This window comes from Alphaproteobacteria bacterium US3C007, from assembly GCA_034423775.1.
GTDB classification, from domain to species: Bacteria; Pseudomonadota; Alphaproteobacteria; order Rhodobacterales; family Rhodobacteraceae; genus Thalassovivens; species Thalassovivens spotae.
Genome location: CP139918.1, coordinates 1,838,519 through 1,862,704 on the forward strand (window position 1 = coordinate 1,838,519; position 24,186 = coordinate 1,862,704).

Here is a 24,186-nt window from a genome sequence, read left to right on the forward strand (position 1 = left end):
TTTAAAGTGGATCGACGCATGAACGCTTGGCTGCTCTAAATCTTAATATGCCAAAATGGTTTCAGACGCCGAGTATTTTCATCTTACAGCACGCCTAGAGGCTTATGAAAACGAGGCGTTGATCTTCGAAAAGGACATCTCGCAAAAGATTAAAAGGGACCTTAGATAATCGCTTAACCTTTCAAATCGGCGCGTTTGGCATTTAGGTTTGTTAGCCAATCTGGATCCATTTCGGGCACGGAAGACAGCAATAACTCAGTATAATCGGGATGTGGCGGTTGAAAGACTTCGGTTTTTCGGCCCTGTTCAACGACTTTTCCTTCGTTCATGACCACGACCTGATCCGAAATGGCTTTAACCGTTGAAATATCATGTGTAATAAACAGATAGGTTATTCCCAATTCCTTTTGCAGACGCAGCAGCAGCTTTAGAATGCCTTCCTGAACGATCTGATCAAGAGCCGAGGTAACTTCGTCGCAAATCACAAAATCTGGATTGGCGGCCAAAGCCCGGGCGATACAAATGCGCTGTTTCTGACCCCCTGACAATTCGCTTGGAAGACGCTCTAGAAAGCGGCCGTCCAGTTCAATCATCTCAAGCAACTCAGTAATACGGTCATTTTTGGCTTTGCCGCGCAGATCAAGATAGAATTCCAGCGGCCTGCCTATAATATCGCGCACTGTTTGACGCGGGTTCATCGCCGTGTCCGCCATTTGATAAATCATTTGAATACGGCGCTTTTGGTCTTTGCTGCGATCTGCCAATGCTGGTGGCAATTCGGTGCCGTCAAAATGAACACTGCCGGCGGTTTGCGGCAGCAGGCCGGTGATCACCCGCGCCGTTGTCGATTTTCCCGAACCAGATTCGCCAACCACTGCGACAGTTGATCCTTTGGGAACTTCGATATCGACGTCGAACAAAACCTTTGACGCGCCATAGGCGGCATCAATGCCTTTTAAGGACAAGATGCTCTGACCTATTTCTTGCTCTTGCTTTTCTAACGCACGCACTGACCAAAGCGATTTGGTATAGCTTTCTTTTGGCGTACTTAACATCTCACGGGTCGGGGCTTCTTCCACCTCATAGCCGTAGCGCAGAACTTTTATAAAATCTGACATCTGGGCCACCACCGCAAGATCATGGGTGATGTAAATCGCAGCCGTATTAAACTCTTCAACAATTTTGCGCATTGAAGACAACACTTCCACCTGCGTTGTCACATCCAAAGCTGTGGTTGGCTCATCAAAAACAATTAAATCCGGCCGCGGTGACATTGCCATTGCGGTCATGACGCGTTGCAATTGCCCGCCTGACACTTGATGCGGGTAGCGGTCACCAATATGTTCGGGGTCAGGTAAATTCAATGCATCATAAAGGATACGCGCATCGCTGTAAGCTTCGCTGCGATCTTTAAGGCCAGCGCGAATGGTAGAGGCTGTGGTCTGTGCGATGAGCCGATGTGCCGGATTGAAAGAGGCCGCGGCAGATTGTGCCACATAGGTCATCCGGTTGCCCCAGAACTTCCTCTTTTCCGCGTCACTTAACTTTGCCAGATCTACGCCGTCAAAGATGATTTCCCCGGCTGTTATTTTGCAGCCAGGTTGTGTGTATCCCATGGCGGCAAGTCCTAAGGTTGATTTGCCTGCGCCGGATTCGCCAATAAGCCCCATGACTTCGCCGCGCCGCAGTGTCAGATCAACACCGTTGACGATGTCATGCCACTTCTCGTCTGAAAATCCTTGGATTTTCAAGCCTTTGATATCAAGCAGGATATCACCTTTTTGACCGCTATCACTCATCGCGAATACCACTTGTTTTGTGCAAGAACCAATCCACGACAAAATTTACTGCCACTGTCAGCAGTGCAATCGCTGATGCAGGCAGCAGGGGGGTTAGACCGGCTTTTAGATCATATTGCGCAAATTGGATTAAAGACGCATTTTCGCGGACCATTGATCCCCAATCCGCAGTGGGCGGTTGAATGCCAACACCCAAGAAAGACAGCGCTGCAATTGCAAGAAACACGAAGCAGAAACGCAGCCCAAACTCAGCAACCAGAGGCGGCATGATATTGGGCAGAATTTCGCGGCGCATAATCCATCCAATACCTTCGCCCCGCAGGCGAGCGGCTTCAACATAATCCATAACCACAACATTCATGGCCACTGCGCGTGTCAGGCGAAACACGCGCGTGCTGTCTAGAACGGCGATTATTATTATAAGGTTAATTACGGTTGAGCCAAAAATTGACAGCAGAACCAGCGCAAAAATAAGACTGGGGATGGCCATTAAAACATCCACTGTCCGGCTTAGAAACTGATCTAGCCAGGACCGGTTTATGGCCGCTGCAAGCCCGAGAGCACCACCAATGAGAAATGCTAATAATGTCGTTGCAACTGCAATGCCAACAGTATTGCGAGCACCATATATCATCCGCGAGAAAATATCGCGACCAATTTGATCTGTGCCAAAGATAAACTCAGAACTCCAAGGCGCATAGGGCACTGGGAACACTTCTGCTTCGCCATAGGGTGCCAGGAGCGGCGCAAAGATGGCGACAATAGCGTAGATAAGAATAACAGACATCCCAAAGCGGGCGGTCATCGGTGATTTCTTTAAATCCAGCTTTATTCTTGTCCAAAGAGTACGGCGTTCTTGAAAAGCGCCGACTTCGCCGAGTGCAGAATAGGTTTCAGGGTCTTGTGTCATTTCGGGTGCAGAAGCCTCGGGTTTGTTATGATGCCAATGATATCGGCCGTCAGATTAAGCAGGATATAGGTCATGGCAAAAATCAGGGCGCAGCCTTGAACGACCGGAATATCCCGACTGGTCACGGCATCCACCATCAGCTGACCGACGCCCGGATAGACAAATACCACTTCCACGACCACAACCCCAACCACCAGATATGCAAGATTAAAGGCGATCACAGTGGCAATCGGTGCCCAGGCATTGGGCAGTGCATGTTTGATGATGATTTCTGTTTGGGATGCGCCAGACAGACGCGCCATTTGGATATAGGGGCTGGCAAGCAAATTTATAATGGCGGCCCGGGTCATCCGCATCATATGTGCAACAATCACAAGCGTGAGCGTCATAGCGGGCAGGGCGGCTTTAAACATTCGCTCTGCCAAGGGTGTTGCGGCATCTACATTTGCCAGCGATGGAAACACCGGCCAGAGCGAAGCCAGCAGCAAAATAAGAATATAGGCGACGAAAAACTCAGGAAAAGAAATGGTGGTTAAAGTGGCCGTATTTATGGTGCGATCATAGATCGAGTTGCGATAAAGCGCGCTGGATATACCAAGCGCAAGGGAAATGGGGACCGCTATAATCGCTGTCATAGAAGCCAAAAACAAAGTGTTCCACAATCGTGGCGCAATAAGATCAACCACGGGGCGGGACCGGTCTATCCCAGAAGCATTTCGGCCAGAGAATGAGGTGCCTAGGTCACCTTGCACAACATTGCCGATCCATTGCGCGTATCGCATGTAAGCGGGTTCATCCAGCCCAAGTTCACGGCGAAATGCAGCCACAGTTTCTTTGGTGGCGGCCTGTCCCAGTACGGCTTCGCCAAAGTCACCGGGCAACATTTCTATGGCCGAAAAAATAATGATTGAGACGATAAATAGTGTGGCAAGCCCCAAGCCTAAACGCTCAAGAACCGTTCTAAATACAGGATGCAAGGGAAATCACCGCTCTGTTAGATTAAGTTATTGTACAGGCCAACAGGGGTCGGCCTGTACAAATGTTATTGCGAAGTTAGCCTTCGACCCACCAACGCTCGGCGGCTTTTCCGCCATCAAGATCCCAGTTGGCTGCCCTTTCTTCTGGTTGTCCAATTCTTTTGTTCACGGCTGAGATATAGTTGGCAAACATTGGAACCAATGCGCCGCCATCATCATTAACCAGTGACTGGGCTTCGTAATATTGCTCGCGACGTTTTGAGGTGTCGAGCTCTTTACGTGCTGCTTGAACCAATTCGTTGAACCGAGCAGATGAATCAGTGCCCTTCCAGGCTGTATCATTCCATTCGGTGTCGTTGGTGTAACCTGCTGAGAACATCCAGTCTTCGGTCGGACGGCCGCCCCAATAGCAAGCGCACCAGCCTTTTTTGTTCCACACGTTTGACCAGTACCCATCAGATGGCTCACGTACCACTTCAACGTTGATACCCGCTTCAGCTGCTGAGTTCGCAATCAACTGGGCCGCATCAACCGCGCCTGCGAATGCTGCATCAGCTGCAGACAGCTGAATCGCACCCGAGTGGCCAGATTTCTTGTAGTGGAAGGCCGCTTTGTCTGCGTCAAACTCCCGTTGTGGTAGATCACCATTATGATAGGGGTTCGCAGTCGAGATCGGATGGTCATTGCCCAAGGCACCATGTCCGAGAAGGATTTTGTCAACCAATTCCTGACGTTTTACAGCATGTTTAAGCGCCATACGCAGGTCATAGTTATCAAACGGCGCAACATCTAACCGCATTGGGAAGGTATAGTGCAATGTGCCGGTGCTTTCTTGAACATTAAGATTTGGCACACGCTCCATCAGGTTAACTGTTTTGGGATCAACCCTGTCGATGATATCTACGTCGCCGTTCATCGCAGCATTCTGCCGCGCTGTCCCATCAATCAACGACAGAATTTCGATTGAGTCTGCGTGGCCTGCGCCTTCTTTCCAGTAATTTGGAAACTTGGTGAATTTTGCCGCAACGCCAGGCTCAAAGCTGTCCAGAACAAATCCGCCAGTTCCGATCCCTGAACTCCAATCCATTGTGCCATCACCATTGGATGGGCGTATTGAGAAGTGGTAATCTGATACAATGAACGGGAAGTCAGCATTGCCATCAGCAAGAGCAAACACAACGGTGTCGCCGTCAATTGAGATTTCATTGACCGCGGTTAGCAATCCTTTGGCTGCGGATGTTGAATCTTCACCACGGTGATGGTTGAAGCTGTCTACAACATCTTGCGGCGTAAGGGTCTTGCCATTGTGGAACTCTACGCCTGAGCGGATCTTAAACCGCCAAGTGGCAGCATCGGCCGAGGCTTCATAGCTTTCAGCAAGTTCAGGGCGAAGTTGTCCGTTTGGACCCACTTCAGTAAGGTGGTTTGAAAAGGCATATCCTACATTTTGACTCCAAGCATTCTCATAGGTGGCTGGGTCCAGTGTGTCTGTTGTTGAGCCGTGGCCCATGCCGAACCGCATCATCCCACCTTTTTTCGGTGTTGCGGCGAAAGCTTGTGTCGCCAGACCCAAGGCTGCTGGAACAGCAACACCGGCTGCGAGTGCAGATGTCATAAACTGCCGCCGGTCGATAAGACCCCGCATAAGCAAGGATTGTTGCTGTTTTACAAATTTATCAGTCATGTTTTCCCCCTTGATTGGAAATTTATTTTTTGTCTTCGTTATGACCTAAGCGGAGGTTATGAGTTTCTGCAAATCTAAAAATTTGACCTATTTGTTCAATAATTTTAAACAACTCCATGCGATTTTGGTCTTTAGACAGCTTGAGAATATTCTTCACCGTGGCTGGTGAAGCATTGCACATGTCAAAAGGAGCAGTCAGTTACCAGATATCCAAATTAGAGGGCGAGCTCAGCTTTCCGCTGTTCGAACGCCGCCATACCCACATCCGGCTGACCCCTCAGGGAGAGATACTGTGGGGGGCTGCAAAACGCCGCTTTGGGCAGCTTGAAACAGTGATTTCCGATTTGCGCGATGGGCCAGATGATACGCTTTGCGTGGGTGCGCATAGCATTTTCATCTCGCGCTGGCTTGGGCCACGGCTTTCGAATTTTACAAAAAGTCATCCAGATATTGCGCTTAAGGTCGAGCCGATCAATACCAAGCCCGATTTGCAAAATCCAATTTTGGACAAGACTGTGTTCTGATGTGACGCCGAGACAAGCAAACGTCAGGGGACTTGTCTATATCCATCCCGAGATGTTCCGATTGCCGACCTTAAACTAACTAAGAGGGTTCAAGAAATTGGGCTGGAACAAATCGTCACCGAGTCTCCGCTTTTACCCGAGGCACCCGGCATGAACTTACCGGGGTTGACTTGCTCTAAACAATAAGCCTTTGCACTTTCCTTATGCCAACAGTTGCCTTTTAGCGGTTGCATCAGTCAAAGGTATCGCTCAGCTTGATGAGCAAGCTACGTCCGCGATTGATGCTAATTTACGGGTGCATATTTTCGGGATATTGTCTGAAGGCTATGATTGTTGCTTCGTTCCTTCAAAAAGCAGAAGTCTGTCTTCAGAAGCAAATGTTTTGAGACGTAGCTCTAAAGTCAGCCTTTTTTCTGATCCAAACAACTTTTTGGTTTGTGATGGTTACGCTTAGCCTGAAACCATGATCTACGCAATCAGCCCAGTCTGTTCCATGGGAACTGATGGCAGACCCTGTAAGATTTGGCTTAGGATGTAAGCTGATCATCCAGCCATTCCAGAAAGGCGCGAGTAGCCGCTGTCTGCTCCTTTTCCCATGGCTGGTTCACGAAATACCGTTCCCGCATCTTGATCTGACCGTCATAGGGCCGAACAAGATGCCCAGCCGCTGACGCGGTCTCGAACAAGCTGGTGTGCGCCAGTGCCATGCCCACGCCATTGATTGCAGCATTAAGGGAAATCACCACGGTCGAGGAAATGTTGACGGGTCTGAGCACAGGGCCCGAATGTTTGGAGCCATGCCAGGTTTCCCAATTCGCGGTCGTGCTAGCGCTCTCGAATAAAGGGACACCATCAAGGCCCCCTGATGCCACCAATGCCGGTGAACAGACCGGGAAGAAGTATTCATCCCGCAGAGGCCGATAGTTTTTTTGGGATCGCGTAACGAGATTGACGATTTCGATCGCAAAATTGGAAGGTCGTTCCTCTGTATCAGAGATATGGGGCAGGATGTTCAGCCGTATCCATGGGTGGCGTTGATATAGGCTATCCAATCGTGGAATCAACCAGAATAGGGTGAAGGCCATGTTAACACGCAGTGTCAGTGATTTGCCGCGATCTGGATCAAAAACCGACCGTGTTCCAACACGCAGTAGGTCAAAGGCCTCTTGCACGAAATAGACATAGTCGTGGCCGGCAGTCGTAAGGCATTTTCTGCGACCATCACGCATAAACAGGTTTTGTTGTAGATGTGCCTCTAGAAGTCGGATCTGATGCGACACGGCTGGCTGGGTGATGTTAAGCTCTTTTGCCGCGGCGGTGTATGACCCTAACCGGGCGCAGGCCTCGAAACTGCGCAACCAATTTAGCGGTGGCAATCCTTGGCTGTATTGCGTCATGTCATGATCCAATTACATTACTTTAAATTATAAATATACTTAGAATTTATCATTTTTCAATCACCAGATTATACTCCATTGTGTCTGTGACTTATTCGTAGGGAGGTGGCACTTATGCTGATAACAGCAAATACGCGCACCACTTCAATTTTTGAATTTAGTGAGGAGAGATTATGGCGCTAGATTTCGCTGCTTACTTAAAGCAATACGAAGAAAGTGGATATGTATCCCCTGTTCCTTTTTTGAGCGAAGAGACGGCAAACCTCCATCGCAATAGACTTGAAAAAACCGAAGAGCAAATCGGCTCTTTGCACTATCGTTCCAAAGCACACACCTTCATGACATCTGCTTTGGAATTGGCGACATTGCCCTCGGTTCTGGATATGGTGGAACAGATGATAGGTCCCAACATCCTACTCTACAACGTTACCTATATTATCAAAGAGCCACACACTCTAAGCCACGTCAGCTGGCATCAGGACCTTACTTATTGGGGTTTGAGCCACGATGATCAAGTTAGCATGTGGCTGGCACTTTCTCCGGCTACGGCACAAAGTGGGTGCATGAAGATGATACCGGGCAGTCATAAAATGGGTAAGGTCGAGCATTCCGCGACCGAAGACGATACTAATGTTCTACTGCAGGGTCAGACAGTCAAATCTGTAGATGAAGACCAATCTGAACTTTGTCCTTTGCGCCCAGGTGAGGCTACCTTCCATCACGGCTGGACGCTCCATGCGTCAATGCCCAACAAGTCCGAAGACCGTCGCATTGGATTGAATGTCCAATATTTGGCAACCCATGTCCGACAAACTAAGCATGACCATGACAGTGCAATATTGGTGCGCGGAGAAGATGCTTATCAGCACTTTAGAACCGACATACCTGCCTCATCAGACCTTGATCCTGATTCTATGGAACGTCAGGCAGAACTCGAGCGCATGTACGTAGAAACAGCTGGAAGGGCATAGAGTTTCTCGTCTGCGGCACTGTAAGCTTGTATACAAAAGGAACAGTCCAATGAATAAGAAAGTTAACTTTACTTCAATGAAGGATGGCACGGCCACAGAATATGCGCTCTTAGCCAAGCTAGAAAAACCTTTTCTTGCTTTGACTGCAGATCGGGTCCTGACCGAATTGCGCAAGGCTGGTGAAACCACACTTGAGGGATATAGAATCACCCGCCTGGACCACGGGTTGCAATCTGGCACGCGCGCGCTCCGCGATGGTGCTGATATAGACTGGGTGGTTGGCGCACTTTTGCATGATATCGGTGACGGGCTAGCGCCACAGAATCATGATCGCATGTCAGCAGAAGTTATCCGACCATTTGTGCGATGGGACGTTGCCTGGACCGTTGAACATCATGGCATTTTTCAGATGCTGTATTACGCCCACCATTATGGCTGGGACAAAGACGCGCGCGATCAATTCCGAGATCATCCACTTTTTGATTCTTGTGCTGAATTTTGTGAACGGTGGGATCAATCCAGTTTTGATCCAGACTATCCTATGGAACCACTCGAGACCTTTGTGCCCATGGTTCGAGAGGTTTTTAGCCGCAAAGCCCACGATGAGAGCGTCATCCGTGAGGGGTATGTTTCGCCTCTTACCCCAGATGATCATACTCCATCGTGTCCATAACATTTTCGCGAGGAGGTTGCACTTATGCTGATGACAGAAAATACACTCGCTATTGATGGAGCGAATATAGGACACTGGCAGGAACGCGTAGATTTAGCAGCCGCACTGCGTTGGACTGCGCGGCTGAACATGCACGAAGCGGTCGTAAACCATTTTAGCTTGGCGACCAATGATGAGGGAACACAGTTCCTTATGAACCCGGTTGGCAAGCACTTCTCGCGGGTTTGCGCTACAGATTTGATGCTGTTCGATGCGCAGGACACTGAAACCATGAGCGCACCGAATGCTCCGGACCCAGCTGCATGGGGTTTGCATGGCGCGCTACATCGGCTTTGCCCACAAGCGAAATGCGCAATGCACGCTCATCCAATCTGGTCAACAGTGTTAGCCAGTTTGAAAGATAGTCGACTTTTGCCAGTCGATCAAAATACCGCTACCTTCTTTGATCGCTATGTCATTGATGATGGTTTCGGCGGCCTTGTCACCGGAGATGAGGGAGAACGATGCGCATCGCTGATGTCTGACACGAAAAAGAAAATTATGATCATGGGAAACCACGGCATCCTTGTGGTTGGTGATACCGTAGCAGAGACCTTCAATCGTCTCTATTATTTTGAACGCGCCGCAGAAACATACATCCGAGCTCTTCAAACGGGTCAAAGACTAAGGGTCATGAGCGATGATTTAGCTGAGAAGACTGCAGTTGAGATGGAAGAATATCCGCATTTGGCGGTGTCGTATCTGGAAGAGATCAAGGCAATCCTCAACGATGAAAACTCAAATTACGCAAGCTGAGGAGATTTATAGTGACTCATGATTTTCCAACCAATGCAGCGTCATCTGGCGTAAAATTGGATAAAAAAAAGTTGAAATCGATTGCCTCCCGATCTGATAAACCGGGTGTAATATATATATTACAATGGCTTATCGCGCTGGCCTTGACCGGCAGTCTGGTTTGGATGTCCCTTGGAACATGGTGGGTTTGGTTGGCCATGTTTGTGCATGGAGTTTTGCTGACTGTTCCCGCTTATTCCTTGAGCCACGAGACCGCGCACGGCACTGCATTCAGAACACGATGGTTGAACGAAGCAGTACTGTGGGTATCTTCGCTGATATATCTAGAAGAACCGCTACACCGACGCTACACCCACACCTCACATCATACCTTCACATGGTGGCCTGAGAAGGACGCACAGTTCCCTTTCGATACACCAATAGGTCTGAAGGGATGGATTACAGAGATCACCGGCTTTGGTTTGCTGCGCTTTCATGTGCATGTGTTCTGGCTGCTGGCTACAAAGAAATATACTGACATGATGCGCAACTGCTCGCCAGAGCAAGAGTTCTCAAAGATGACTCGCAACGCACGCATCATGCTGGCCCTTTACGCCGTGATCGGAGCGGCACCCTTCTTTGGCATTTGGTGGCCGATCTGGTTGGTTGTTCTGCCCCGTATTTTTGGTGCACCGGTCATGCTTCTATTCGGTCTGATCCAGCATGCCGAACTACAAGAAAACTCCCCGTCGATTCTTGAAAGCACACGGTCCTTTCGCACCAACTGGCTGGCGAAGTTTCTTTACATGAACATGAACAACCACATGGAGCATCACCTTTACCCTCAGGTCCCGTTCCATGCTTTGCCTCGACTGGCCGATGCCGTGAAAGAGCAGGTGCCGCAACCCGACCCCGGGTTTTTCCGTACCAACTGGGAGATTTTTGTGGTCACCCTCCGCCGCTCGCTTGGCCTGTCGACCAGGGCGCCCAGCATCAGGCAAGCCCCGCATATGATCACTCAAGGTGGCCCAGTGAAGCCAATTGCACAAAGGACAATGTAATCGATGAAACGTATCTATGATTTCAGCCGTAAACCTGCGGTCCGCAATTACACCATTGCCGATCTACAAATGCTAAAAGGCTCGGGTTGCAAACTTTCTATCGCAAATCCGTCCAACAAAGACGAAGTCCAGGCTTGCGTCGAGGCAGGAATTGACCTGTTTTCTGTCGGCACCGATCAGATTGAAGATGTACGCAGCATCGCACCAACACATTTCACTAGCGTTGCCAATACCTGGGCGCAATTGGGTTCAAATGATGAACTCCTCGCCGACGCCTTCGACGCAATGAGACGCGGCGCTGACCTATATTACACCCTGCGATCATTTGAAGCGATGGAGATGATGGCCCGCGAGGGCATACCGGTGCAGAGCCATATCGGGTTGATCCCGACCTTCAGCCACTATTGCGGAGGCCTGCGCGGGTGGGGCCGCAAAGCTGGTGAGGCATTGAAAATCTATGAGACGTTAAAGCGTATGGAGGATGTGGGCGTAATCGCTGTTGAGGCCGAATGCATTGCCAAAGAGGTTCTGGAAGCCGTAAACAATAGGACATCGATTGTAACCTTCTCTCTAGGATCAGGCATGGCGGGCGATGTAATCATGTCCTTCGTGGCCGATATCTGTGGTGAAGCCAGCGAAGAGGATAAACCGCCAAAGCACGCCTATGCCTTTGGCCATGTGGGACGTTTGCACAAACAGATCCATGACGAGCGTGTTGCCGCCCTTGGCAAATTCCATAGCGAAGTAACCGCAGGTAACTTCCCGTATCCGCAAACCAATATTTCGATGTATGACGGTGAGAATGAGAAGTTTCTTGAAGCCCTCGATAAATGGAGCCCGACACACCAATGACCCAATGGATTGACGCTTGTGAAACCACAGATATCGACGAAGAAGATTTGATTGCTTGGGAGCACAATGGCCATAGCTATGCGATCTACAACACAAAAAAAGGGTTCTTTGCCAGTGATGTAATGTGCACGCATGAAGAGGAAAGCCTGGAACAGGGCCTTGTAGTTGACTGCGTGATCGAATGCCCGCTGCATGGTGGTCGGTTCGATATCTGCACGGGCAAGGCTTTGTCGGCACCAGTTTTTGTAGATTTGAAAACCTATCCAGTAAAGGTCGAGGGCAATCGGGTTTTTGTTCAAGTGGCATGAGCTGCTCCGGCTTGGATGGCCAGAATAGGTTAATTGTTTAGATACTAGCCAAAGCGAATGACCCCTAAATGGGAGAAATCGATGAAAACACTGACGGTGATTTATTTTAAGCCTAATCCTGAACATTTAGATGAATATGTGGAGCGGCACTGTCATGTGTGCACGGCTCCTTATTTGCAAGGATTAATTTGAGTGACTTTGATGGTTGCAGGTCGCGGTTATGTGTTCGACCTTTTGATGCGGTTGATGTTACCGCTGGCCTTGATGAAGTCCGCACGTTAGGTCCCAATCAGACTAGCGAGCTTGTGAGCCCAGACAGTGCCTCGGGGTGTCCTAACTTCAGTTCCTTTTGATCATCATCACCTACTTCTGCCCTTGCATTCGGTTGCGGCGATATTAGGCGCCGGTTGTATCTGCTGCGCTCAAAACGCAGGTGTGGCCTTGTAGCTTTCTCCTTTCGAGAGCAATGCCCAAGCGGCGCGCGCAGTCTTATTGGCAATGGCCACGCTCACAACTCGGGTTGGTTTGCGCTCTAATAGCGAGCGCTCCCAAGTGCCCGTTCGGCTGTCAATGGTTGGTGCCCGTCGCGTGACGGAGTTAGCGCCAATAACAAGTAACCGACGCAAATAACCGTTACCCATCTTCGATATATGTCCAAGTCGATCCTTACCTCCCGAAGAGTTCTGTCGAGGCACAAGGCCAAGATAAGCTGCAAACTGTCGGCCAGATTTGAAGACAGTCGGATCAGGCACGCTCGCGGCCAGCGCAGTCGCCGTGATAAGGCCAATACCCGGGATGGTCTCAAGCCGCTGGCTCGCAGCGTTTTGTCGATGCCACGCCAAAAGCTGGCGCTCAATTCTACGGACTTCTTGTTCCAAACTGTCAAGTTGAGATGCCAAGGACAAAAGGGCACATACACCTATCTGCGGCACTGCGTGCGTGTCATCATTACGAAGGCTAATGACCAGTTCAGAAACTTTTCGAGCCCCCTGAGCTGCAATGATCCCAAACTCTGCGCAATGTGCACGGACCGCATTTAGGATCATGGTACGCTGCCGCATCGACAGATCGCGAGACCGGTGCAGCCGCCATTGGTTCAAGACACAGTGGTTTCTCCAGAGCAAACGAAGCAGTAAAAACACACTTTTTTGCACACCTAATTAATTATTATATAACATGTTGTAATTGAATATTAATCTAATGCCATCGCTACTGAAAATCCTCGTGTCGGTGGTTCAAATCCGCCCCCGGGCACCACTTTTCAAATAAATATCAATGGCTTATTTTCTCGACACTAACGCTATGCGTGTGTTTTTCAAAAACACACCAAACACACACTTTTTTGCGTGTTTATGGGGCTGGATTTCGGGCTTAAACACTGTGTCTGCAACCTAGTGAAAGAACACAGTCTTAGGTTTTCGGCTCTTGGCCTAACCAAATAAACTTACAGGAAGTTTCTTAGCAAATTCTTCGAATACCGGCCGCTCGTATTATCTTAGCTTCATATTTCGTCTCGTATTGCGAAGAGCCAGGGGGGGGGTATTCGGGCATAGCTAAACCGTGCATGTGAAGTCTCGTGGAAAGGTCATGGAGCGATAATGTCAATGTAGTAATTGGCACAGGACATTTACACGCTGTGGGAATTAGTTTCGGGTTTCTTGTCCAATCAGAATTAGGGGAAAAATGGTTAGGATTGTTGGCAGTGTGATTGCTTTTGTAGGTGCTGCATTCTTGTTCGGCCTCGCTTAGTACGAAAATTTTTTATCCGACCTTATTCTTTGCAGTGCTTTTAGGCGCCCCTGCTCAAGTACATTCGTTTTTAGCGAAAGGGGGTGCCTAAGATATGTTTGTGGAAGGTACCACGGTAATATTGAAGGACGTGCGGTTACTACTGCCGATTGTAGCATTAGGCCTTTTGATCTATCTATAGAAAACTGATGGACTAGTAAGCGCCTGACCAGCCAATATTATAGGAAATGTCTTGGGAGTACCCTTGCCGGCTCTCGTCAATGTTACGATTATTCTCATATATCTTTTGATTGGTGTAGTTGTTGCGTTAACTGCAGCTTTGGCTCCGCAGCGTCGCATCATCGAAATTAAAGTATTTGCATTAGTTTTAGGCATTGTTTCGATGCTGAGTGCGTTAGAAGGACATGAATTATTTGAGTTGCCCTTTGCCATTTATCTAGGACTGATTTTTGGATTGAATTTGGTGCTTGCAGCGACTGCAAATATCTCTGGATTGATTTTGAATACGCTTAAAGCGAAATGGGTAAAGATCGCCATCAGAGCAATTTCTTTATGGACCGTCGCCATCGGCATTTTAATTTGTGCGCTTAGCTTATAATTATGCACGCTGAGAAGTAATATTGCAGAAAAGCCATGACTGTGACGTTTGGTTGTTATTGAAGACCCTGTCGCAGTGTGGCAGGTTCTTTGTGTCCTGATGTCGGGTGGTTCCATTCACAATTTTGTTCGCATAAGTTTGATCCTTGCCTTGATGATTTCTATGCTTTCGCGTGCCTATGCGATGCCGCATCAACAAGATGTCGCTCATATCGTTCCTGTTTGCGCTGGCGGTTCAATGATTGTGGTCATGCTGGATGGGAATAGTAATCCGATAAAGAAACAAGCGCACTGTCCAGATTGCATTTCTGCTTTAGCGCTTGCCTACATTTCAACCGGCGTTGTGACGTTACACGATGTCGACGCACGGGTGCACCATTATTGGACGACTCAAGCCCAACGCGCGTCTGTGCCGTTCGATGGTTTCCAGCAGCGGGGTCCACCCATTTACTCTTGATTTCAAACCCAAATCAAAAAATCAGGAGATAAAAATGAAAGTCAGAAATCTACTCTCAGCGGCATGTGTCGCAGTGTTCTCAAGCACATCTGTATTCGCGGACAATATCATGGTGATGGATGCCTATGCGCGTGTCGCAAGCAAAGTTGCTAAATCGGGCGCCGCATTTATGATGATTCATAACCACTCCGATCAGGAAGATCGTTTGGTTGCGGCTGCATCTGATGTGGCGAAGCGTGTCGAACTTCATACGCACCTGGAAGAGAATGGCGTGATGAAGATGACCAAGCTTGAAGATGGTATGATCATCCCCGCAGGAGGCATGCATGCGTTAAAACGGGGCGGTGATCATGTGATGTTCATGGGGCTGACGCGGTCGTTGGAACATGGCGATATGATTGAAGTGACCCTAACGTTTGAACATGCAGGGGACGTGACAATGACTGTTCCAATTGATCTTGAACGTCAGGATAAGATGTCTGCACATACGCATTCGGATTAATAGCTAAAAGGAACTGTGTTTCCGCCATTGGTTGGAGACACAGTGTTTGATCCAAACCACATAAAATATCAAAAGCACACCAAACACACACTTTTTGCTGCGTTTGTGGGGTGAGATTCCGGGCACAACCACTGTGTCTTAACCCTAGTGAATGAACAGAGTCTTTGCTCTTTGGATTTCTCCTAATCAAAAACACACATTGGTAGACTTGTCGGTATTGTGAGCCATATAATTTGGCAAGGAGATTGGCGTGCGACATTTGCGAGATGATACTGTGTTGATCTTGGATGGTGAGGTTCGTGTGTATCGCCGCGAACGTAGTAGAAGATGGCAGGCTGCATTTAGCATTGATGGCAAAGCTATTAGGATCAGCACTGGGAAAAAAGATCTCAATGAGGCCAAAGAAATCGCCCGTGACACCTATCTAGAATATAAGTTCAGACATAAGAACGATCTTCCTGTGATTACCAAGAAGTTTGCAGATGTAGCGCGGCTTGCAATTACTGATATGCGCAAACAGTTGGACGCTGGGTTAGGCAAGAAAGTCTATGCGGATTACATCGTTTGCATCGAGCGATACCTCATTCCCTATTTTGGCTCACAGTACGTAACCTCCGTTGATTATGAGAAGGTGCAAAGTTTCTATGAGTGGCGCAGAGCAAAGATGGGTAGGGAGCCAAAAGCAAGTACACTCAACACACATAATTCTGCAATGAACCGCGTGTTTGATGAAGCTGTGGCAAGGGGCTTTCTGGCACATAAGAATGTCCCAATGCTTGTGAACAAGGGTGAGAAGAGCGAACGGCGTCCAGATTTTACGCGCGAAGAATACGCAACCATGATCCGCAAACTGCCGCACTGGATCAAACAGGGCAAAGTGGGCAAGCCCACTGACATGCGATATCTCATGCGGGATTATGTGTTCATATTGGCCAACACGGGTATGCGCCATGGGACTGAAGCACTTAACCTAAACTGGAAACACATCACGCTGTTTGAGGAAAATGGTCTTCAATACCTAGAAATGAGCGTGACAGGGAAAACGGGCAGGCGGGATATCATCTGCAGAAGCGGAACCATCAATTACCTCAAACGCATCCATGAACGCGCGGACGATCTCAATCACATGAGCTTTGAACAACTATTGAAGGAGCGAGTGGATCTGCCTGTGTTCAGATTGCCGGATGGAACAGTGAGTAAGAATATACACCAGACCTTCCGTGCATTCATGAAAGAGAGCGAGCTGATCAAATGCCCACGCACAGGTCTCAACAGAACACTGTACAGCTTGCGCCATACTTACGCGACATTCGCTTTGATAAACGATGGTATGGATATACATGCACTGGCCATACAGATGGGCACCAGCATTGGCATGATTGAACGCCACTACAGCCATCTTACACCAAGGCTTAAGAAAGACATGCTCACGGGCAAACGATATGAGCTCAGTAGAGCCGAGTATCAGGAAAAGGCGTTAACATGAACGACACAGCTGATGCCTCGTCTAAATACCAAGACAGCCTTCCAATCTCATCAGATGCGATAATGGAACGGCTGGATAATTGGGGGATTGCGTACACTCGCGCTGATCATGTGCCTCTGAGGACCGTTGAAGATTCCAAGAAGGTTCAAGGGCAATTTCTATCTTCAGAACAGGGTGGAGGTCATATTAAAAATCTCTATTTGCGAGATAATAAAAAGCGCAATGTGCTTTTAGTCGCCGAGCAGGATAGAAAGATAGATCTCAAAACTCTGAATACGAAACTGGGAACTGGGCGGCTTTCTTTTGGCTCTGCCGAGCGCCTGATGGAAAACCTAGGTGTTCGCCCTGGGGCTGTCACACCGCTTGCCATGATTAATGGTGTTGAAACGGGAGTTCAGTTGTTCATTGATAGTGGATTAAAAAGCTGCCAGCAGATCTATGTGCACCCTTTAGTTAATGATCGTACATTGGGCATCACGTTAGAAGGCTTGCAGGCGTTCTTTGAAAAAATCAAAGTAGACCTTGTTTGGGTAGATTTAGAGTAATTCCTCCGCCTGACATTGCTGATAACCGTTCACATCAATAGATCACTGCTTAAATGATAAAATATTACAAAGCTGACCTTCGCGGCTGAAGACGTAAATGTCTGCTATGCGGACCTTGCTGCCGTTTGCTGCACTTTGCACCACAGTCTGGTTTTGATAATTTGCGACTTCGGGTATGACGCTTGACAGGCTGAAATTAGCAACTGAAAGACAGCCGGTTTTGATGTATTGGCCGATACCCTAATGAGGCTTCTGACAAGACTGGATTAGGCGAAAGTCGCTCAAACTTTCCGACAGGGTCTGAATTAATCGTATTAGCTTATCCCGTAGCGTTGCCGTTGCTGCCCCAAGGCGCGATAAGGGTGCCGTTTCAGGATCAATGCCTCTGTTGCAGCTCGCACGGGCTCAAATTCGCCTAACAACAGTTCAACTACACTGAATGTAGTATTCAGAATGTTTCGCTTGCAGCGTCGCTCCTGGCGTTTCATTGTAGGGCAACACCGCGTTCCATTCCTTCGTAGGAGATGTGATTTGACCAAGATATCAGAGATGCCCGCTGTCGCCCGGGGCTTCATTTCAAATCTCGACTTGCCAGTCGTTTACGATCCCTCATGGACGCAACCCGTGCCCGCGAATAAGCGGCGGATTTCAATTGTCTCGACAGCAGCCGTTCATCGGCGCGGGGACAAGCCTTTTTCTTGGTTGGCAAAAGATTTCCGGGCCTTTGATAAAACGGACCGCGATCTGGTGATGACCCATGTCGCAGTGGAGTTTGACCGGTCGGCCTGGCAGCAAGACCTGAACACTATCATTCCACTTGAACGGCTTAAAGAGATGGCCGATGACGGCGAAATCGGTTCGGTTGCAGAAGAGCACTATTCTTTCATGGGGGCCGCTGACCCAGTCACCATGGAGAAATCCGCCCGCCAAGCCGCCGCGCGAATGAAGCAGGACGGTGTGAATACGGTTTTTCTGATACCTATATGACCATTTTGTACGCGCGCCGTGTGCGGGCTGGCTCATTACTTTGAATCCGAAGGCTTATCGACCGTTCTGGTTGGCTTTGTGCGCGAGCACATTGAAGCGATAAAACCGCCTCGGTCACTGTTTCTGGATTTCCCAATGGGTCGAAGCATGGGCAAGCCAAATGATCCGGTGTTCCAGAAAAAAGTCATACGCGAGGCGTTTGGCCTGTTGGGCACAGATAGCGGCCCGGTGATCAGCGATTTCTCAGAGGTCATCCCCGTGAAAGACGGGCGCATGGGTTATGCGCTGCCGCCAGAGCTTGTTTTGAGTGTTGAAGATATTGGCGATGTGAACGCTGTTCTGGCCGAGGTGAAGGCTGAAATGGCTGCTCTACGACTGGATTATGAGGCTGCGGTTGCTGCACGAGGACGTACCACGGTCGGGGCCAGTGGGTTAGAGATCGAAGAGTTAGCGCCCTTTGTGGCGGGCTTCCTGAATGGGGAAATTCCCCAAAGCCCCAGAAGGGGCATGCCGGCCATTCCATTGTTGAAGCTCGTGGTAGAGGATCTGGAAGCCTATTTCACCGAGACGCGAACGCACCGCGACAGCATTGATGATCTGGAGCTAATGGGTAAATGGTTTTGGGAAGAGAGTAAGACCGGACGGATGTTGCTTTTGCTGGAAGCCGTATCGATCGCATCCGACAACAAAGTGATGCTTCAGATTGTAGAAATGTCCCTTATGGCGCCTCGTTTCTGGTCCGAGGGGCCATTGCCGGGAACGTCAGCAGCCGGTTGGTGACGCCGGCAGCAGATGGATGAATAGAGAGCAATACTGCAATAAGCACCTATCTCAAAATATCTGGCGGTTGTATTGGTAGGTAATATTTTGACATATACGGCCTTTACTTTGATTTTAGAACACAATGAAAGGTTTACTCACAATGTCCTCTATACCTTCTCTTACCAATATGGCGAAATCAGCAGGCTGCGCTGCCAAGATTGCGCAAACCGATCTCGTTAAAGCACTGGCCAATCTGCCCAGATCGGATGATCCCAATTTGATAGTGGACCACGCAGGATCAGACGATGCTGCAGTTTATCGGCTTTCAGCCGAACTAGCGCTTGTGGAAACAGTTGATATTTTCCCACCCATTGTTAACGATCCGTTTGATTATGGGCGAATCGCAGCCACTAATGCACTTAGTGATATTTATGCAATGGGCGGAAAGCCAATAAGTGCGCTCAGCTTTGTTGGCTGGCCAGTCGAAGTGTTGGGTATGGATCAACTTGGCTCAGTATTAAAGGGAGCCGCTAGTATTTGCAGTCAAGCCGGAATTGCTATTGCCGGTGGCCATTCAATTGTAGATAATGAGCCAAAATTTGGTCTATTCGTGACCGGCTTGTTACATCCAGAAAAAATCATTCATAATGCTGGTGCGCGAGCAGGTGACTATTTGGTTCTAACCAAAAAGATTGGAACAGGCGTATTAACCACAGCAGCCAAACGTGGATACTTGCCAGCTAGCGGGTTAGATGAGGCAGTCACATCGATGACCACTCTAAATAGCGCTGCAGCATCGGTAATGTTGTCGCAAAACGTAAAGGCTGCGACAGATGTAACCGGTTTTGGCCTACTTGGGCATCTTGGCAATATGCTTAAAGCATCTTCAATAGCTGCTCAAACTGCACTTGGGGCAAACCTATCCTACGGAAAAATACCCCTATTCGAAGGTGTAGAGGCGCTCCTAGAGCAGGGTCTATGTCCCGCTGGTACTCGCCGAAATCTTGAAACTGCAGCACCGCTAACAGAATTTTCTGCCAGTATCAGTTCAAGCCATCAACTGCTTTTGGCAGATGCGCAGACCTCCGGTGGATTACTGATGGCAGTGCCCGAGGCGAATCTGGAGGCCCTAATGACCGAACTTAAAGAGAATATGGTTGCAAACTGCGCAGTGGTTGGCCAAGTTGTAAGGGCACATCAACCAGCTGCCATTCAAGTTGGATACTAGAAGATCCAGAACGCGCACAACCTACTTCACCTTGTGCTAATTAAGTTTCACTTTTGTAATGCACAGAATAAGTACTTGGCGAAAGAGCGTGGGAGTCGAACCCACCAAGGACGTTGTACGCCCCTCACTAGATTTGAAGTCTAGGCGCCCCACCGGGGTGCGATCCTCTTCCCTATTAAGCATCAGATGATACCGCGAAAACATCTGTGACGGAACGCCGGATGCAACGCTTGTTGCCATTTCTTTCTGTGAAACCGACCCGGTCGAAATACTCCAGAACATCTATGGCAAAGTTTCGGCCCAGCTTCGTTTGATCACGATATTCGGCAGTCGTGAAATACCCATCAGCAGAATTTGTAGCCAGCCGCTCGGCAACCACGCCAAGCTTTGCCACGAAGGGCGTTGGCGCATATCGATTTTTACCAATCAAAACCATTTCGCCTATTCTGCTGGCTGTTTTCAAAGTCATTTCCAGGGTCTTCACGTCAACTTTCAGATCCGCCGCGGCCTGATGCAGGCTGAGCGGTGTGCCTGACCGTGGCGCAAGTTTAGAGGCCACACGGTCGAGAAGCTGCTGGTCTCGCCCGGAGATCCGGATGCTGTGCGACGGCAAATGAAAGCGAGTGCCCCGGCTGTTTAATCGCTGTTCTTCGATCAGGGTGCCAAGCGAATCTTCAAGGATTGAAGTCTCGATGTGGGGCGAGAGCGCCATTTGAATGTCTTTGATGCTTGCACCGGGTGACATCGGCTTTGAGCGATGAAATCCCTCAACCGCTTTGACAACTTTGGCACCTAGCCTGCGCCATTGTGTTTCGCAGAAAGCCCGTTGCTTTGATTCTTGGCCCACCCGCCGCAAACTAAGCGTTTCAATCAGCATGTCTAACCGTGGTCCAGGAAGATTGTATGCAACTGAAAACGGAGCAAGCAGGACCCCGGTTTCACTGCCGCCGGTCAGTGCCCTGAGGGCATCAGTGACGTTTTGATGTTGCAAAGCGTTCAGCGCTGCGATCCGGGCGGGCCTTGCGCGCCCACGTTTTGGAGAAAAAGGATCAATCACGCGTCCACCGGCAATCGTGCGTTGGGCAGACTGATCGCGCAGCACGAAAGTGTCGCCATGAACGGCAAAGGCATCCCGCGATACCACCAATTGAGCCAATCCTTGCCCACCCGCAGGGATAGCACCGCCTGACAAAACTGCGACGCGGGCGGAAAGATGATCAGCACCGATATGCAGATGGGTGGGTGTCCAGTGTTTTAGTGGGCCGGTTTCGTTCGCCAGCACTTGTACCTCGACGTCGATTCGCCGTGTCGGGGCGTATAAACTGGGATGCATCAGCCAGTTCCCGCGCCGAATCAACGCTTCGCTCAGGCCGCGCCCGACGATGTTGATGGCACATCTATCTCCCGCTTTTGCACTATCACTTGCAGTATTGTGCGCCCTGATACCGCGCACGCGAACCTGGGATCCATCGGTCGAGAGTGTCATGCTTTCGCCGGTACGGACGGCCCCGGAAAAGACCATTCCAGTGACAACCAAGCCAACACCGTTCAGCGTGAACACCCGATCTATGGCCATACGAAAATGATGCTCGGCTGTCCAAGCGCTCGCTTCCTTTACACGTGACTTCAGCGCTTTCATCAGCGCCCCAATGCCTTTGTTTTCAGGCGCGCAGACGGGATAAATAGTAACGCCCTCATGCCCTGCAGCGGTCAAAAGTCTATTCACTTGATCGGCGACGTCGTCAACACGGTCAAACGACACGCGATCAATCTTGGTCAAGGCGACTATATACTGGCGAATATCCATGAGGCTCAATATGGCAAGATGCTCGCGTGTTTGCGGCATTACCCCGTCGTCAGCAGCAACCACAAGCAAACCCAGATCGATACCCGCGACACCTGCAAGCATGTTGCGAATGAACTTCTCATGACCGGGGACGTCAACGAAACCCAAAATCGTATTGTCGGGCAGAGTATGATAGGCAAATCCGAGATCCACAGACAACCCGCGGGCTCTTTCTTCCGGCAGACGGTCTGTATTAATTCCGGTCAACGCCTTTACCAGTTCGGTCTTGCCGTGGTCCACATGTCCTGCCGTTGCTATGATCATGACATCTTCAGATCTTGTAGGTTTCCGACGAACCCCTCTTCGTCTTCAAGACATCTGAGATCAAACCAAAGCGCATCATTGGAAATACGCCCAATCACTGGAACCGGCAATTCGCGAAAAGTCTTGGCAAGCCTGTTCAACGCAGCACCGGGGCGGCGCAAATCCGGCCGCGTTATCTTGAGAGCAGCGCTTTGCAATCTATCGATTGGCAGGGCACCGCTGCCCACCTGGCTATGAGTGCGCGAGACTACAACTTCGAATTTTTTGCAACAGTCTTGAAGGACCGAGGCCAAGCGGCCAGCTAACTGTTCGATTTCCACAGGGTTGCGCGTCAAAAGACGCAATGTCGGCAGCTCTTTCACTAGGCACTCGGGGTTGGTGTATAACCTCAGAACAGCTTGTAGGGCCGCCAAGGTGATCTTGTCGGGCCGCATGGCCCGGGTCATGGGGTTGCGTTTGAGTTTGTCGATGAGATCGCGGCGGCCCGCAATGATGCCCGCCTGTGGCCCACCTAGTAGCTTATCACCGCTAAATGTCACCAGATCCGCCCCAGACGCTAAAGCTTCTGTGACAGTTGTTTCGTGCGGGAGATTGTAGGGCTCTAGGTCAATCAAAGTGCCGCTTCCCAAATCTGTGACAAAGGGCAGATTGTAACGATGTGCGATCTCCGCAAGGTCCTCCTCCGAGACGCTTTTGGTAAAGCCTTTTATCTCAAAGTTGCTGGTATGGACCTTCATCAGCAATGCAGTTTTAGGGCCGATCGCGGCGTCGAAATCTGCTTTATGAGTCCGGTTTGTTGTGCCAACTTCCACCAGCTTGCATCCTGCGCGTGCCATGATGTCCGGCATGCGGAAGGCCCCACCGATCTCGATCAGTTCACCTCGCGAAACAGGCACCTCTTTGCGTTGCGCCAGGCTGTTGAGCGTCAGCAACACGGCTGCTGCATTGTTGTTAACAACAAGCGCGCCTTCTGCCCCGGTTAACTGGCACAGCAGAGCTTCGGCATGCCTATGCCGATCACCGCGTTTGCCCGTTTCCAAATTAAATTCCACGTTACTTGCGCCACGCGAAACATCCACCATCGCCTGTATCGCGGATTGAGGCAGTGGCGCGCGACCAAGATTGGTGTGCAGCACAGTGCCTGTCAGATTATAAACCGGTCGGAGTGAGGGGAGCAAAATATGTTCAATCTCGTCAGACAGCAGTTGGATCAGCGCAGCCATATCCGTAGATTCACCAGCCAGCACCATAAGGCGCACCCGCGCCAAGATACCCTGCGTACAGCGTGTGACCAAGGCCAGGCCATGATCACGCACGAATTTCTGCACAGCTGGCGTGTTCACAAGGCGATCCACCGAAGGCAGATGTTGTGGCGCCTCTATGCGTGTCATCTCTACTCCTTTTAGCAGCTGCAATCCGAAAGTATTCACGCGATCATATCTTTATAAGCGGCCTCGTCCATCAGGGCATCCAGAACCGCCATATCAGCCAGTTTGATCTTGAAAAACCAAGCCGTACCAGTCGGATCTTCGTTCACCAGACTAGGCGTCTCCACCAGCGCTTCGTTCACAGCGACAATTTCACCATCATACATAGCCGAAATCTCACTCGCTGTCTTGACGCTTTCGATGACAACAATCTCGTCTCCCCGACTCACAAGCGTACCCGGACCTGGCAATTCGACAAAGACAACATCGCCCAATTGTTCAGTTGCGAATTTGGTAATCCCGACAACCACGAGTTCGCCCTCAACCCTAAGCCAGTCATGTTCTTCGGTGTATTTCATCAGCTTATTCTCCCGTTGGCCGCACTTGCGTTGCAAAGGTCTTGGCA

24 protein-coding genes and 1 tRNA gene are annotated in these 24,186 nt (G+C 49.7%); 15 read left to right on the plus strand and 10 right to left on the minus strand.

Annotated elements, in window-relative coordinates; genetic code table 11:
- Nucleotides 1-173 precede the first annotated feature (173 nt).
- The 4 genes from UM181_08865 to UM181_08880 form a co-directional block, all read right to left on the minus strand.
- Nucleotides 174-1,799: an ABC transporter ATP-binding protein gene (locus UM181_08865; GenBank protein WQC61451.1), complete on the minus strand. Its 1,626-nt coding sequence runs from the start codon at nt 1,797-1,799 to the stop codon at nt 174-176.
- Nucleotides 1,792-2,709, minus strand: a complete 918-nt coding sequence (locus tag UM181_08870) for an ABC transporter permease (GenBank protein ID WQC61452.1) — start codon at nt 2,707-2,709, stop codon at nt 1,792-1,794. The genes UM181_08865 and UM181_08870 overlap by 8 nt, the downstream gene beginning before the upstream one ends.
- On the minus strand, nt 2,706-3,686 hold the full coding sequence (locus UM181_08875) for an ABC transporter permease (GenBank protein ID WQC61453.1): 981 nt from the start codon (nt 3,684-3,686) through the stop codon (nt 2,706-2,708). Before UM181_08875 ends, UM181_08870 begins: the two co-directional genes overlap by 4 nt.
- A 76-nt stretch (nt 3,687-3,762) precedes the next feature.
- Nucleotides 3,763-5,370 carry an ABC transporter substrate-binding protein gene (locus UM181_08880; protein ID WQC61454.1) on the minus strand — a complete coding sequence of 536 codons (1,608 nt, stop codon included), beginning with the start codon at nt 5,368-5,370 and terminating at the stop codon, nt 3,763-3,765.
- Nucleotides 5,371-5,486: 116 nt separating this feature from the next.
- On the opposite strand from UM181_08880, the gene UM181_08885 reads away from it, so the two are divergent.
- On the plus strand, nt 5,487-5,894 hold the full coding sequence (locus UM181_08885) for a LysR family transcriptional regulator (protein ID WQC61455.1): 408 nt from the start codon (nt 5,487-5,489) through the stop codon (nt 5,892-5,894).
- 527 nt (nt 5,895-6,421) lie between these two features.
- Here the strand turns inward: UM181_08885 and UM181_08890 are convergent.
- Nucleotides 6,422-7,291 (minus strand): LysR family transcriptional regulator, encoded by an 870-nt coding sequence (locus UM181_08890; protein ID WQC61456.1) that lies wholly within the window; start codon nt 7,289-7,291, stop codon nt 6,422-6,424.
- Between the two features lie 173 nt (nt 7,292-7,464).
- Between UM181_08890 and UM181_08895 the strand changes: the two genes are divergently transcribed.
- From UM181_08895 to UM181_08920, 6 genes are read left to right on the plus strand one after another with little or no spacing between them, the layout of a single operon-like run.
- Nucleotides 7,465-8,262 carry a phytanoyl-CoA dioxygenase family protein gene (locus UM181_08895; protein WQC61457.1) on the plus strand — a complete coding sequence of 266 codons (798 nt, stop codon included), beginning with the start codon at nt 7,465-7,467 and terminating at the stop codon, nt 8,260-8,262.
- A gap of 49 nt (nt 8,263-8,311) precedes the next feature.
- Nucleotides 8,312-8,935 carry an HD domain-containing protein gene (locus UM181_08900; protein ID WQC61458.1) on the plus strand — a complete coding sequence of 208 codons (624 nt, stop codon included), beginning with the start codon at nt 8,312-8,314 and terminating at the stop codon, nt 8,933-8,935.
- A 24-nt stretch (nt 8,936-8,959) separates the two neighbouring features.
- Complete coding sequence (locus UM181_08905; protein ID WQC61459.1) at nt 8,960-9,730, plus strand: class II aldolase and adducin N-terminal domain-containing protein; 771 nt, start codon at nt 8,960-8,962, stop codon at nt 9,728-9,730.
- 11 nt (nt 9,731-9,741) lie between these two features.
- Nucleotides 9,742-10,770 carry a fatty acid desaturase gene (locus UM181_08910; GenBank protein WQC61460.1) on the plus strand — a complete coding sequence of 343 codons (1,029 nt, stop codon included), beginning with the start codon at nt 9,742-9,744 and terminating at the stop codon, nt 10,768-10,770.
- A gap of 3 nt (nt 10,771-10,773) precedes the next feature.
- On the plus strand, nt 10,774-11,622 hold the full coding sequence (locus UM181_08915; GenBank protein WQC61461.1) for a 3-methyl-2-oxobutanoate hydroxymethyltransferase: 849 nt from the start codon (nt 10,774-10,776) through the stop codon (nt 11,620-11,622).
- Nucleotides 11,619-11,930 carry a non-heme iron oxygenase ferredoxin subunit gene (locus UM181_08920; protein ID WQC61462.1) on the plus strand — a complete coding sequence of 104 codons (312 nt, stop codon included), beginning with the start codon at nt 11,619-11,621 and terminating at the stop codon, nt 11,928-11,930. Before UM181_08915 ends, UM181_08920 begins: the two co-directional genes overlap by 4 nt.
- Nucleotides 11,931-12,352: 422 nt before the next feature.
- Here UM181_08920 and UM181_08925 read toward each other — a convergent pair whose 3' ends face one another.
- Nucleotides 12,353-13,084: an IS110 family transposase gene (locus tag UM181_08925; GenBank protein ID WQC61463.1), complete on the minus strand. Its 732-nt coding sequence runs from the start codon at nt 13,082-13,084 to the stop codon at nt 12,353-12,355.
- Between the two features lie 827 nt (nt 13,085-13,911).
- Here UM181_08925 and UM181_08930 point away from each other — a divergent pair.
- From UM181_08930 to selD, 8 genes are all read left to right on the plus strand, one after another.
- Nucleotides 13,912-14,277, plus strand: coding sequence for a hypothetical protein (locus UM181_08930; GenBank protein ID WQC61464.1), 366 nt, complete (start codon nt 13,912-13,914; stop codon nt 14,275-14,277).
- 48 nt (nt 14,278-14,325) lie between these two features.
- On the plus strand, nt 14,326-14,733 hold the full coding sequence (locus UM181_08935) for a hypothetical protein (GenBank protein ID WQC61465.1): 408 nt from the start codon (nt 14,326-14,328) through the stop codon (nt 14,731-14,733).
- A gap of 34 nt (nt 14,734-14,767) precedes the next feature.
- The gene (locus UM181_08940) at nt 14,768-15,235 is read left to right on the plus strand and encodes a copper chaperone PCu(A)C (GenBank protein ID WQC61466.1); all 468 of its coding nucleotides are present in this window, start codon (nt 14,768-14,770) and stop codon (nt 15,233-15,235) included.
- A gap of 250 nt (nt 15,236-15,485) precedes the next feature.
- Entirely contained in the window at nt 15,486-16,721 is a 1,236-nt protein-coding gene (locus UM181_08945) for a site-specific integrase (protein WQC61467.1), read from the plus strand.
- Nucleotides 16,718-17,266, plus strand: coding sequence for a prolyl-tRNA synthetase associated domain-containing protein (locus tag UM181_08950; protein WQC61468.1), 549 nt, complete (start codon nt 16,718-16,720; stop codon nt 17,264-17,266). The genes UM181_08945 and UM181_08950 overlap by 4 nt, the downstream gene beginning before the upstream one ends.
- Nucleotides 17,267-17,797: 531 nt before the next feature.
- The gene (locus UM181_08955; GenBank protein ID WQC61469.1) at nt 17,798-18,253 is read left to right on the plus strand and encodes a glycine/sarcosine/betaine reductase selenoprotein B family protein; all 456 of its coding nucleotides are present in this window, start codon (nt 17,798-17,800) and stop codon (nt 18,251-18,253) included.
- Nucleotides 18,254-18,400: 147 nt separating this feature from the next.
- Nucleotides 18,401-19,033: a hypothetical protein gene (locus UM181_08960; protein ID WQC61470.1), complete on the plus strand. Its 633-nt coding sequence runs from the start codon at nt 18,401-18,403 to the stop codon at nt 19,031-19,033.
- A gap of 124 nt (nt 19,034-19,157) precedes the next feature.
- Nucleotides 19,158-20,243, plus strand: coding sequence for a selenide, water dikinase SelD (gene selD / locus UM181_08965; protein ID WQC61471.1), 1,086 nt, complete (start codon nt 19,158-19,160; stop codon nt 20,241-20,243).
- Between the two features lie 76 nt (nt 20,244-20,319).
- On the opposite strand, the gene UM181_08970 is transcribed toward selD, so the two are convergent.
- The 4 genes from UM181_08970 to gcvH all read right to left on the minus strand — a co-directional run bounded on the left by UM181_08970 (nt 20,320) and on the right by gcvH (nt 24,139).
- Nucleotides 20,320-20,415: transfer RNA gene (locus UM181_08970), tRNA-Sec, on the minus strand.
- Nucleotides 20,416-20,418: 3 nt separating this feature from the next.
- Nucleotides 20,419-22,353, minus strand: coding sequence for a selenocysteine-specific translation elongation factor (gene selB / locus UM181_08975; GenBank protein ID WQC61472.1), 1,935 nt, complete (start codon nt 22,351-22,353; stop codon nt 20,419-20,421).
- Nucleotides 22,350-23,744, minus strand: coding sequence for an L-seryl-tRNA(Sec) selenium transferase (selA, locus tag UM181_08980; protein WQC61473.1), 1,395 nt, complete (start codon nt 23,742-23,744; stop codon nt 22,350-22,352). The genes selB and selA overlap by 4 nt, the downstream gene beginning before the upstream one ends.
- Nucleotides 23,745-23,779: 35 nt before the next feature.
- Complete coding sequence (gene gcvH, locus UM181_08985; protein WQC61474.1) at nt 23,780-24,139, minus strand: glycine cleavage system protein GcvH; 360 nt, start codon at nt 24,137-24,139, stop codon at nt 23,780-23,782.
- Nucleotides 24,140-24,186 lie beyond the last annotated feature (47 nt).